This window comes from Streptomyces sp. NPDC054786 (assembly GCF_053611685.1).
This window is the reverse complement of the sequence record NZ_JBSHAW010000017.1, coordinates 1-11713: the sequence shown is the minus strand read 5'-3', so window position 1 is coordinate 11713 and position 11713 is coordinate 1. Positions and strand designations below refer to the sequence as shown.

The window sequence follows — 11713 nt, the reverse complement described above, 5'->3', positions numbered from 1 at the left end:
GGTCGGGAGGCCGGGCGGCGACGGAGCGTTCCGATGCATGCGCGGTCCGTAGTGGCCGGGCGGGCGGGGGCTGAGCTGTCCGGGTACCCCGGGGGATGAACGGCCGGTGACCGCCGGCCGCACCCGCGGGCAGGGCTCCATGGCCGGCAGGTGGCCGGCAGGTGGCCGGCAGATCCCTGTGCGGTGATGGGTTTTCCGCGTTGCGGTGGCGTTCACGCTCAGGTCATCCCCGATGCCAAGCATCCCAGGTGACAGGGCAGTTGTGCTGCCCGGCCGCTTTCGCGTTCGCACCCGGGGAGCCTGCGTATGTCCCGTATACGGTCCGCCGCCGCTACTTTCGACCGCCGTACGTTCCTCACCGCCACCGGAGCCGTCGGCGCCGCCACCGGTCTCGGGCTCGCCTTCGGCGTCGGCCCGGACCGGCCGGCGCAGGCCGCCACCGTCACCTCCGGCCCGGCCCCGGCGGCGCCCGTCCCGGTCGATGCCCCCGCCGTTCCCCGTACGCCGTACCACCGGGGCACCACCCTCGGCGGGGTGTCCGCCCCGCGCGGCAGCGGGGGCTACCGCCGCCTCGCCGACGGCCCCGCCTGGGACCGGGTCGTCCGCGCCGATCTCGCCACGGCACACGGCGGGCGCGACCGGCGGCGCACCGCGCTGGCGTCGTTCGTGCAGTTCACCGATCTGCACCTGGTCGATGTGCAGAGCCCGCTGCGCTACGAGTACCTGCGCGCCGAGACCGCCAGCGCCTGGCGGCCGCAGGAGGCGCTGTCGGTGGCCGGGGTCGTCTCGCTGATCGAGCGGGTCAATGCGCTGCCCGGCGGGCCCGCCACCGGCGCCCCGCTGTCCTTCGTGATGACCACCGGCGACAACACCGACAACAACTCCAAGCTGGAGCTGGAGTGGTTCCTGACCGCGATGAGCGGCGGCCGGATCACCCCGAACTCCGGCGACCCGCGCCGCTACGAAGGCGTCCAGGACAGCGGGCACAAGCTGTACTGGCAGCCGGACAGCGCGCTGCGCGACGCCGACAAGAAGCTGGGCTTCCCGCAGCTGGACGGGTTCCTGCAGGCCGCGATCCGCACCGTCCACAGCCCGGGACTGCGGCTGCCCTGGTACTCGACGGTGGGCAACCACGACTCGCTGCCCGGCGGGTGCTACGCCCCCGGCGACTCCTTCTGGACCGAGATCGCCACCGGCGGCCGCAAGCTGGAGACGCTGCCCGCCGCGGAGGCCGCAAAGGTCTGGAAGGCGGTCAAGGACGGCCTCGACCCCAAGGGGGCGGACTTCAAGCGGCTGCTGAAGGCGCATGCCAAGCAGGCCAGGGCGGTCACCCCCGACGAGCGGCGCGCCCCCTTCACCCGGGCCGAGTATCTGCGCGCCCACCTCGACCCGGCGCACACCGGCCCCGGCCCGCACGGCCACGGCTACACCGCCGCGCATCTCGACGCGAACCGCCTCTACTACACCTTCCGGGTCTCCGACGACGTCCTCGGGATCAGCCTGGACACCACCGACCCCGGCGGCCACTACACCGGCTCCGTCGGTGACGCCCAACTGCGCTGGCTGGAGCGGACGCTGAAGGAGAACGAGAAGGGGGAGAAGGCCCATGTCCTGGTCTTCAGCCACCACACCAGCAAGACGATGAACAACACCCGGCCCGACCCGGCCCACCCGCAGGAGCGGCGGCACACCGGTGCGGAGCTGGTGGAGGTGCTGGCCGCCCACCCCCGCGTCGTCGGCTGGATCAACGGCCACAGCCACAAGAACGACATCGTCGCGCACGGCAGCTTCTGGGAGATCTCCACCGCCTCCCACATCGACTTCCCGCAGCTGGCCCGGGTCATCGAGCTGGTGGACAACCACGACGGCACACTGTCGCTGTTCACCACCCTGGTCGAGTCGGCCGCCCCGCACCGCACGGACTTCAGCGACCTCTCGCAGACCGGACTGGCCGCCCTCTACCGCGAGCTGTCCTTCAACGCCCCCGAGGCCCGTACGGACCTCGCGGGCACGGCCCGGGACCGTAACGTCGAGCTGCTGCTCAAGCGGCACTGACGGCGTCCGGTCCGAGCGCCAGGCCCTGGCGGTCCGGACAGCACACCTAGCGCGGCAGGACCACGACATACGCGCTCGGCTCCCGGTCCCCTGCCGCCATCAGGGCCGTACGGATCACCGCGGCCTGCTGCTCGGGCGCCGTGCGCAGGGTGCGCGGCAGACAGCGGACGACGGTGATCCCCAGCCGCTCCAGATGCTCGCGCTTGTGGAAGAACGGCGACTGCAGCGGGTCCTCCTCGGGGCGCGGTGCCCGGGTGTCGATCTCCAGGGCCACCGCGTGCTCCGGCCAGAAGGCGTCCACGCCGCCCAGGTGCGGTCCGCCCGGCAGCCGCAGCTCGACGTTCCACAGCGGGTCGGGCAGGCCGTGGGCGCGGACCATCGCATAGAGCCGCTGCTCGGCCAGCGCCCGGCCCTCGGCCAGCAGGGTGTCCACCGCGTCCATCACGTGCGGCCGGCTCAGCAGCCGGGCCCGGCTCAGCTCCCGTACCACCGAGGTCGCCTCGCAGTGGCCGCCGCGCACCGCCTCGGTCAGCAGCCGGCGCACCGTCGTGGCGTCGGTGAGCGTGCCGACCGCGTCCGCCACCGCGCGCGGCACCGGCGCGGCCGGCACTCCGGTGATCTCCTGCGCGACGGGCAGTTCCACCGTCCGCACGATCCGCGCGAAACCGGTCGAGCGCAGCCGCCGGGTGCGGGCCACCAGTACCTCGATGCGCTCCAGGTCGAGCAGCGGGGGCACCTCGGTGAAGCCGTGCAGGGCGAGCGCCGCCAGTCCCGTGATCATCGCCTCGGGGGCGTCGTCGGACCCGTCGCCCTGCCGGGGCACCGTCGGCCCCCGGTGGCCGGCGTACAGCAGGGCCGCATGCAGCCGTTCCTCGCTGGTGGGCGGTCCCGGGTGCAGCAGATAGACGCCGGGGAGCAGTTGTTGCCAGGGGCCGCCGGGGCGGCAGCGTTCGGCGGTCTCCGCCGCCGGGATGCCGTGCTCACGCAGCTGACGGGTGGTCATCACCCGGCACTGCGCCTCGGAGAGGTGGCGGAGGGGGAGGGGGGAGAGCGGGGCGTCGTGGTTCATGACCCGTCGATTCCCGCACCCGCTGCACCCCCTAACCGCTGTTACACGCCCGTACCACAAACCGGACAACCCCGCACTAAAGTACGGGCGTTCGACTGCCGAAAAGGGCTGGTCGCCAGGGGGGTTACGGCCTCGGTCCGGCCGCCTCGTCACAAGCCTGTGCACGCAGTGCCCGCGCCAGATCGTCCCGCTTCTCCAGGACCATCCGCCGCAGCGCGGGCGCCGCCTGTGCATGCCCGGCCAGCCAGCCGTCCGCGGCGTCCAGCGTGGCCTGCTCCACCAGCCAGGACGGGAACAGCCCGCGTACCACCTCCATCGCAATCTCGATGGAGCGCTCCTGCCACACCCGCTCGATCGCCGCGAAGTAGCGCGGCAGGTACGGGGCCAGCAGCTCCCGCTGCCCGAACTGCGCGAACCCGGCGATCGTCGCTTCCACCAGGGCGTTGGAGAGTGCGTCGGACTCCACGACCTGGGCCCACGCCTGCGCCTTGACCTCGGCCGAGGGGCGGGCGGCCAGACAGCGCACCTGGTGGCGCTTGCCGGAGGCGGTGTTGTCGCGGGCCAGCTCGGCGGCGATCACCTTCTCGTCCGCGACGCCGTGCGCGGCCAGCGGCTCCAGGATCGTCCAGCGCAGCTCCTGGTCGACGTCCAGGCCGTCGATCTTCGCCGTACCGTCCAGCAGACCCTGGAGCAGCTGGAGATCGGCGGGGGTGGCGGCGAGGGCGATGAAGTGCCGGGCCCAGGCGAGCTGATGGCCGCTGCCGGGCTCGGCCAGCCGCAGCTCGTGCAGCGCGCCCTCGGCCGACTCCCGGGCGGCGCGCTCCTGGCGGTCCGGCGCGGAGTACTGCTCCAGCGCCGTCTGCGCCTGCCCGTGCAGCGACTGCAGCACGCCGATGTCGCTCTCCCGGCCGGCGAACCGCCGCACCAGATCGAGGTAGTCGCGGGCCGGCATCAGCCCGTCGCGGGTCAGGCCCCACAGCGCGGCCCAGCACAGCGCCCGCGCCATCGGGTCGGCCAGATCGCCGAGCCGGGCCCGCAGGGTGGCCAGCGACCCCTCGTCGAAACGGACCTTGGCGTACGTCAGGTCCTCGTCGTTGACCAGCACCAGCTCGGGCCGTTCGAGGCCGGCCAGCTCGGGCACGCCGGTCCGCGGCCCGGAGACGTCCACCTCGGCGCGGGCGTAGCGCACCAGTGCCGAGTCCGCGTCCTGGCGCCGGTAGAGAGCGACCGCGATCCGGTGCGGCCGCAGCTCGGGGTGCGAGGGGGCCGCCTCCTGGAGGACGCTCAGCTCGGTGATCCGGCCCTGGGCGTCGTAAGTGACCTGCGGCGTGAGGGAGTTGACGCCCGCGGTCTCCAGCCAGGACCGTGACCAGGACGCGAGGTCCCGGCCGGAGGTCTCCTCCAGCACCGTCAGCAGATCCGTCAGCCGGGTGTTGCCGTAGGCGTGCCGCTTGAAGTAGCGCCGGGCGCCCTCCAGGAAGGCGTCCTGCCCCACGTACGCCACCAGCTGTTTGAGGACCGCGGCGCCCTTGGCGTAGGTGATGCCGTCGAAGTTGAGCTTGGCGTCCTCCAGGTCACGGATGTCGGCGGTGACCGGGTGGGTGGAGGGCAGCTGATCGGCGCGGTAGGCCCAGGACTTACGGCGGTTGGCGAAGGTGATCCAGCCGCCCGTGAAGCGCGTCGCCTCCACCAGCGCGAAGGCGCCCATGAAGTCCGCATAGGACTCCTTGAGCCACAGGTCGTTCCACCACTGCATGGTGACCAGATCACCGAACCACATGTGCGCCATCTCGTGCAGGATGACGTTGGCCCGGCTCTCGTAGGAGGCCTCGGTCACCTTCCCGCGGAAGATGAACTCCTCGCGGAAGGTGACACAGCCCGGGTTCTCCATGGCGCCGAGGTTGTACTCCGGGACGAAGGCGCTGTCGTACTTCCCGAAGGGGTACGGGAAGTCGAAGTGGTCGTGGAAGAAGTCCAGGCCCTGCTTGGTGACGGTGAAGATGTCGTCCGCGTCGAAGTGCTTCGCCAGGCCCTTGCGGCACAGCGCGCCCAGCGGGATCTCCAGCTCGGTGCCGTCCTCGAAGGTGCGGCGGTAGCTGTCGGAGACGTAGTGGTACGGGCCGGCGACCACGGCCGTGATGTACGTCGAGATCGGCTCGGTGGTGGCGAAGCGGTGCCGGCCGCCCTCGGCCTCGCCCTCCTGCGCGCCGTTGCTGAGCACCCGCCAGCCCTCGGGGGCGGTGACCTCGAAGGTGAACGGGGCCTTGAGGTCGGGCTGTTCGAAGTTGGCGAAAACCCGGCGGGAGTCGGCCGGCTCGTACTGGGTGTAGAGGTAGACCTCGCCGTCCTCGGGGTCCACGAAGCGGTGCAGGCCCTCGCCGGTCCGGCTGTATGCGCACCGCGCGTCGACGACGAGGGTGTTCTCGGCGGCCAGCCCGTCCAGCGTGATCCGGGTGCCGTCGAAGACCGCCGCGGGGTCCAGCTCCCGGCCGTTGAGGGTGACGGAGGTGACCGCGGGCGCCAGCAGGTCGGCGAAGGTCGAGGCGCCGGGCTCGGCACAGGAAAAGCGCAGGGTCGTCCGGGAGCGGAAGGTCTCCGCCGCCGGACCGGAGTCGACCGCTGAGCGGACGTCCAGTGCCACGTCGTAGGCGTCGACGCTCAGCAGCCGGCCCCGTTCACGTGCCTCGTCCCGGGACAGATTCTCACCTGGCACGGCGTGACTCCCTCGTCCTCGTCTCGAATATCGAACAACGGGAATCATGGCATGCCCGCTGTCGGTTGAACCTTCCACGGAACAGCACCGTTGACCGACGCAGACAGCTCTCATGAGGAGACCCCGTGTCCGACACCGCGAAGACCCCCGCAGACTTCTGGTTCGACCCGCTGTGCCCCTGGGCGTGGATGACGTCCCGCTGGATGCTGGAGGTGGAGAAGGTCCGACCGGTCGAGGTGCGCTGGCATGTGATGAGCCTGGCCGTGCTGAACGAGGACAAGCTCGACGAGCTGCCCGAGGGCTACCGCGACCTGCTGGCGACCGCCTGGGGCCCGGTGCGGGTGTGCATCGCCGCCGAGCAGCAGCACGGCAGCGAGGTGCTCGGCCCGCTCTACACCGCGCTCGGCACCCGCTTCCACAACCGCGGCCTGGAGCGCACCCGCGAGACCATCGTGGAGGCCCTCCAGGAGGCCGGTCTGCCCGCCGAACTGGCCGATGCGGCGGACTCCGACGCGTACGACAAGCAGCTGCGGGCCTCCCACAAGGACGGCATCGACCTGGTCGGCCAGGAGGTCGGCACCCCGGTCATCGCCGTCCCCGGGCACGACGGCGAGCAGATCGCCTTCTTCGGCCCGGTCGTCACCCCGGCCCCCAAGGGCGAGGAGGCCGCCAAGCTGTGGGACGGGACGCTGATGGTCGCGTCCATCCCCGGCTTCTACGAGATCAAGCGGACGCGGACGCAGGGCCCGATCTTCGACTGACGTCCGGCACCGAGCACAGGGGAGCGCCTCCGCACGTATCGGACGTGCGGAGGCGCTCCGTTATTCCGCCTGCCGGGTGAAGGGTGAGAAGACGATCACGAGGCAGGACGACTGCGGCCGCGGGCGGGGCCGTTACGGCGCCAGCAGCAGGCTGTGCGCACGCTCCTTGGCGGACGCGTACCGCTTGGCGACGTCCTGCCAGTTCACGACCTGCCACATGGCCTCGATGAAGTCCACCTTCTGGTTCTTGTACTGCAGGTAGAAGGCGTGCTCCCAGGCGTCGAAGACCAGGACCGGGACCGAGCCCTGCCCGACGTTGCCCTGGTGGTCGTAGACCTGCTCGACGATCAGCCGGCCGCTGACCGGCTCGTAGGCCAGCACGCCCCAGCCGGAACCCTGGGTGGTGGCCGCGGCCTTCGTCAGCTGGGCCTTGAACGCCGCGAACGTGCCGAAGGACTCGGCGATCGCGTCGGCCAGCTCGCCCACGCCGTCCTTCGCCAGCGGCTCGCCGCCGCCCTCACCGGTCATGTTGTGCCAGTAGATGCTGTGCAGGATGTGGCCGGAGAGGTGGAACGCGAGGTTCTTCTCCAGGCCGTTGACGTTGCCCCACTGGTCCTTGTCGCGTGCCTCGGCGAGCTGCTCCAGGGTGTCGTTCGCGCCCTTCACGTACGCCGCGTGGTGCTTGTCGTGGTGCAGCTCGATGATCTCGGGGCTGATGACCGGGGCCAGCGCCGAGTAGTCGTACGGAAGTTCAGGAAGTGTGTAGGTGGCCATGCCGAGCCTCTCCAACTGCTTACGACTTCTTATTGCAATCAATGTGCAAGAGCACGCTACCAGCAGGAGTGATCACCGGCCGGTTTCGGGGACCGGCCTGGTCCCAAAGAAGGAGGCGGGGCGGGACCTCGGTGGGAGGTCCCGCCCCGCCCGCGGGGAGTGGGGGAGCGCTACTTCTTGGCCAGGTCCGCGCCCTTGCCCAGCGACTGCTGCCGGACCAGTCCGATCACGGCCAGCACCGCCCCGAAGCCGCCGGTGAACAGCAGCTGGATCCGCTGGTTCTCATCGCGCAGCATCAGCAGCAGCACGGCGACGATGCCCGCCAGTGCCACCCAGGTCAGGACCGGGAAGGCCCACATCTTCACCACGAGCTTCTCGGGCGCCTCGCGCTCCAGCTGCCGCCGCATCCGCAGCTGGGCGGTGGCGATGAAGCCCCACACCACCAGGACGGCAGCGCCGACCATGTTCAGCAGCCACTGGAAGACCGTGGTGGGCCACCAGAAGCTCAGGAGGACCGCGAGGAAGCCGAAGGCGGAGCACATCAGGACGGCGCGGCGCGGGACGCCGCCGCTGACCTTGCCGAGGAAGGCCGGGCCCTGGCCGCGGGAGATGAGCGAATAGGCCATCCGCGAGGAGCCGTAGAGGTTGGCGTTCACCGCGGAGAGCAGCGCGACCAGGATGACGACGTTCATGATCTGGCCGGCCGCCGGGATCTTGAGGTAGTCCAGGACCGCCACGTACGGGCCGCTCTTGGCTATCGAGGGGGCGCTCCACGGGATGACCGTGACGATGATCGCCATCGAGCCGACGTAGAAGAGGGCGATGCGCCACATCGCGGTGCGCACGGCGCTGGCGACACCGCGTACCGGGTCCTTGGACTCGGCGGCCGCGATGGTCACCGTCTCCAGACCGCCGTAGGCGAACACCGAGGCCAGCAGACCGACCATCAGGCCGTCGACGCCCTTGGGGAGGAAGCCGCCGTCACCGGTGAGGTGTGAGGTGCCGGGGGCGTGGGTGCCGGGGAGCACACCGAAGATGGCCAGCAGGCCCAGGACCAGGAAGATGCCGATCGCCGCGACCTTCAGGGCGGCGAACCAGAACTCGAACTCACCGAAGTTGGAGACCGCGGTCAGGTTCGTTCCCGTGAAGATCACCATGAACAGCAGGACCCACATCCAGGGCTGGGTGCCCGGGAACCACTGCAGCATCACATCCGCGGCGCCCAGCGCCTCGGCGGCCACCGCCACACACAGCAGCGCGGTGAACATCCAGCCCGCCGTGAACCCGGCCCAGGAACCTATGGAGCGCTCGGCGTGCACGGAGAAGGAGCCGGAGGCCGGATTCGCCGCGGCCATCTCGCCGAGCATCCGCATGATCAGCATGACCAGCGCGCCGGAGACCGCGTAGGCCAGCACGATCGACGGCCCGGCCGCCGCGATGCCGGCGCGGGAGCCCACGAACAGGCCCGCGCCGATCACCCCGCCCAGGGCGATCATCGAGAGATGGCGCTGCTTGAGGCCGTTGGACAGCGTGGAGCCGCTGCCGGGGCCGGGGCCCTGAACCGCGTCGCCGTGCTCGCGCGCGGGTGCGGCGGACGAGGGTGTCCGATTCATGTCGTACCTGTCCCAGTAGGTGAGAGCGGAGCAAGGCGTTACTGCGTTCTCCCCGGGCCGCGACCGGTGCGACGGTGCTGCCGGGCCCCCGGACCCCGCCGGAGCGGCGGATCGCGCGGGGGCCTGCCGACGGCTGAACTCCGGGGTCCTCGGCAAAGCGGGCTCAGTTTGAGCGCCGGTGTCCGCTCAGGGCAACAGTCGTGCAGCGAATGTTCGGTATTCAGACGTTTTCGCGACTGTGTGTGTTCGATGCGTCGTCAGTTATGACGCGGTGTGACCCCGCCGCACGGCCTCAGCGGCGCGCGCGGCGCTCCCGGAGCGCGCGCAGGCCCGCGACGAGCAGCACCAGCCCGGTTGCCCCGGCCGACCACAGAAGCTGCGGCCGGGCCGCGTCATCGGTCAGCATCAGCACCAGCACGGCGCCCATCGCCACCAGCGCCGCCCAGGTCAGATAGGGGAACGCCCACATCCGCAGGGTCAGTTTCCCGGGTGCCTCGCGGGCGATCCGCGGACGCAGCCGCAGCTGGGAGACGGCGATCAGGCCCCACACGAAGAGCAGCACCGCGCCGACCGCATTGAGCATGTAGAGGAAGACCGAATCCGGCCATTCGAGATTCAGCAGTACGGAGATGAACCCGAAGGCCACCGACGCGAGCACGGCCCGGCGCGGCACCCCGCCCTCCGACACCTTCAGCAGCGCCCGCGGCGCCTCGCCCCGCTCGGCCAGCGAGAAGACCATCCGCGAGGAGCCGTAGAGATTGGCGTTCAGCGCGGAGAGCAGCGCCACGAACACCACGATGTTCATGATCTGGCCGGCCCCCGGCACTCCGATGCTGTCCAGCACCGCGACGTACGGGCTCTTGCCCGGCTGCATCGACGACCAGGGCAGCAGGGTCACGATGACCAGCATCGAGCCGACGTAGAAGAAGAGGATGCGCCACACCGCGCTGCGCACCGCCCGGCCCACCGCGCGCGCCGGATCGTCCGACTCGGCCGCGGCGATGGTGACGACCTCCAGGCCGCCGAAGGCGAACACCACCGCCAGGACCCCGGAGATCACCCCGGACCAGCCGTGCGGCAGAAAACCGCCCTGCCCGATGAGGTTCGCCAGCCCGACGGGGTCGGTGTCCGGCAGCACCCCGAAGACCGCCAGCAGGCTCAGCACGAGGAACAGCACGATCGCGGTGACCTTCAGCGTCGCGAACCAGAACTCGAACTCGCCGAAGTTCTTCACCGCGGCCAGGTTGGCGGCGGTGAAGACGATCATGAAGATCAGCACCCAGCCCCACTGCGGCACCGCCGGCACCCAGCCGTTGGCGATCTGCGCCGCGCCGGTGGCCTCCACGGCGAGCACCACGACCAGCAGGAACCAGTACAGCCAGCCGACGCTGAACCCCGCCCAGCGCCCCAGCGCCCGCTCCGCATGCACCGAGAACGCGCCGGAGGCCGGCATCGCCGCCGACATCTCGCCGAGCATCCGCATGACCAGCATGGCCAGCGCGCCCGCGATCAGATACGACAGCACGATCCCCGGCCCGGCCACCGCGATCCCCGCACCGGAGCCCACGAACAGGCCCGCGCCGATGACTCCGCCCAGGCCCAGCATCGTCAGATGTCGCTGCTTGAGGCCCGCGGACAGTGGCTCGCTCCCGTCGGCGCCCGTCCCCGGGGAGGACTCGACGGCTTGGGTCGGTGCGTCGTGCATGGGCTCGTACTCTCGCAAGGGCCGGGGCGGCGGGGCCGCCGGCGGGTTGGGGGAACTCCACAGGTCACCGCGGGGCGGCCCCAGTGTCGCCGCACGTTGCGCGCTACCACAAAACCGGCGTCCGGAAGCGGCCCGGACCGTGATGAGCGTCACGTGACCTGCAAAGACGTCTCGCGCCTCGCCACGGCCGGGCATTGTGGCGGTTGTTCGGAACTCTCCAAGCGGGCCGGTGCGGCTTTGTCGCCGCCACACGATGATCGCCGGCGGTCCGCTGGACTAACGTCATCGCGTCCCGTCCTGTCCCTCTCACACCCGCGGAGCCCCGATGAGCACTGCCGCTCTTTCCCGTCCCGATGGGGGCACCCCCTCCAGCCGAGCCGAGAGCCTGGGGGAGGTCCTCGCCGATCTGCTGCCGGCCGCCACCGCCTCCCGCGCCCGCGTCCGTGACGCCGCGCTGGTGCTCGGCGGCGCCGCGCTCACCGGCGTCGCGGCCCAGATCGCCGTCCCGGTCCCCGGCTCCCCGGTCCCGGTCACGGGCCAGACCTTCGCCGCCCTGCTGGTCGGCGCCTCGCTCGGCGCCGGCCGCGGTCTGCTGTCGCTGGCGCTGTACGCCCTGGCGGGAATCGCGGGCCTGCCGTGGTTCGCCGGCGGTGCCTCGGGCGCCGGCGGCGCCACCTTCGGCTACATCGTGGGAATGCTGCTCGCCGCCACCGCCGTGGGCGCGCTGGCCCGCCGCGGCGGCGACCGCGGTGTGCTGCGCACCGCCGCCACCATGGCCGCGGGCACGGCGCTGATCTACGCCGTCGGCGTCCCCTACCTGGCGCTGAGTACCGGCATGTCCTTCGGCCAGGCCGTCGCCGCCGGACTCGTCCCGTTCCTGATCGGCGACGCCCTCAAGGCCGCGCTGGCCATGGGCGCGCTGCCCACGGCCTGGAAGCTGGCCGGGCGCCGCGGCTGAGCAGGCGCCGTACCCCGCAGACAACGGGCCGGGCCCCGCGCGCACCGAAACGGTGCATGCGGGGC

At 71.4% G+C, this 11713-nt stretch carries 8 protein-coding genes; 3 read left to right on the top strand and 5 right to left on the bottom strand.

Going from position 1 to position 11713, the window contains the following annotated elements; all coding sequences use genetic code 11:
- Nucleotides 1-306: 306 nt before the first annotated feature.
- On the top strand, nucleotides 307-2055 hold the full coding sequence (locus tag ACWGI6_RS16125; protein ID WP_453268090.1) for a TIGR03767 family metallophosphoesterase: 1749 nt from the start codon (nucleotides 307-309) through the stop codon (nucleotides 2053-2055).
- A 46-nt stretch (nucleotides 2056-2101) separates the two neighbouring features.
- Here the strand turns inward: ACWGI6_RS16125 and ACWGI6_RS16120 are convergent, their stop codons facing one another.
- Together ACWGI6_RS16120 and pepN are read right to left on the bottom strand one after the other, a co-directional pair.
- On the bottom strand, nucleotides 2102-3124 hold the full coding sequence (locus ACWGI6_RS16120; RefSeq protein ID WP_453268089.1) for a hypothetical protein: 1023 nt from the start codon (nucleotides 3122-3124) through the stop codon (nucleotides 2102-2104).
- Nucleotides 3125-3248: 124 nt separating this feature from the next.
- On the bottom strand, nucleotides 3249-5837 hold the full coding sequence (gene pepN / locus ACWGI6_RS16115; RefSeq protein ID WP_453268088.1) for an aminopeptidase N: 2589 nt from the start codon (nucleotides 5835-5837) through the stop codon (nucleotides 3249-3251).
- A 125-nt stretch (nucleotides 5838-5962) separates the two neighbouring features.
- Between pepN and ACWGI6_RS16110 the strand changes: the two genes are divergently transcribed.
- A complete protein-coding gene (locus ACWGI6_RS16110; RefSeq protein ID WP_453268087.1) occupies nucleotides 5963-6598 on the top strand; it encodes a mycothiol-dependent nitroreductase Rv2466c family protein in 636 nt (211 codons plus the stop codon).
- Nucleotides 6599-6730: 132 nt separating this feature from the next.
- Here the strand turns inward: ACWGI6_RS16110 and ACWGI6_RS16105 are convergent, their stop codons facing one another.
- The 3 genes from ACWGI6_RS16105 to ACWGI6_RS16095 all read right to left on the bottom strand — a co-directional run bounded on the left by ACWGI6_RS16105 (nucleotide 6731) and on the right by ACWGI6_RS16095 (nucleotide 10690).
- Nucleotides 6731-7372 (bottom strand): superoxide dismutase, encoded by a 642-nt coding sequence (locus tag ACWGI6_RS16105; RefSeq protein ID WP_453268086.1) that lies wholly within the window; start codon nucleotides 7370-7372, stop codon nucleotides 6731-6733.
- A 170-nt stretch (nucleotides 7373-7542) separates the two neighbouring features.
- On the bottom strand, nucleotides 7543-8985 hold the full coding sequence (locus ACWGI6_RS16100; protein ID WP_393909783.1) for an amino acid permease: 1443 nt from the start codon (nucleotides 8983-8985) through the stop codon (nucleotides 7543-7545).
- Nucleotides 8986-9277: 292 nt separating this feature from the next.
- Nucleotides 9278-10690 (bottom strand): amino acid permease, encoded by a 1413-nt coding sequence (locus ACWGI6_RS16095; protein WP_453268085.1) that lies wholly within the window; start codon nucleotides 10688-10690, stop codon nucleotides 9278-9280.
- Between the two features lie 325 nt (nucleotides 10691-11015).
- On the opposite strand from ACWGI6_RS16095, the gene ACWGI6_RS16090 reads away from it, so the two are divergent.
- Complete coding sequence (locus ACWGI6_RS16090) at nucleotides 11016-11648, top strand: biotin transporter BioY (protein WP_453268084.1); 633 nt, start codon at nucleotides 11016-11018, stop codon at nucleotides 11646-11648.
- Nucleotides 11649-11713: the final 65 nt, after the last annotated feature.

Bases quoted from the DNA above. Each gene is read 5' to 3' on its own strand.
- ACWGI6_RS16090 (WP_453268084.1), top strand. From the start codon at position 11,016: ATGAGCACTGCCGCTCTTTCCCGTCCCGATGGGGGCACCCCCTCCAGC.
- ACWGI6_RS16105 (WP_453268086.1), bottom strand. From the start codon at position 7,372: ATGGCCACCTACACACTTCCTGAACTTCCGTACGACTACTCGGCGCTG.
- ACWGI6_RS16095 (WP_453268085.1), bottom strand. From the start codon at position 10,690: ATGCACGACGCACCGACCCAAGCCGTCGAGTCCTCCCCGGGGACGGGC.
- ACWGI6_RS16120 (WP_453268089.1), bottom strand. From the start codon at position 3,124: ATGAACCACGACGCCCCGCTCTCCCCCCTCCCCCTCCGCCACCTCTCC.
- ACWGI6_RS16125 (WP_453268090.1), top strand. From the start codon at position 307: ATGTCCCGTATACGGTCCGCCGCCGCTACTTTCGACCGCCGTACGTTC.
- ACWGI6_RS16100 (WP_393909783.1), bottom strand. From the start codon at position 8,985: ATGAATCGGACACCCTCGTCCGCCGCACCCGCGCGCGAGCACGGCGAC.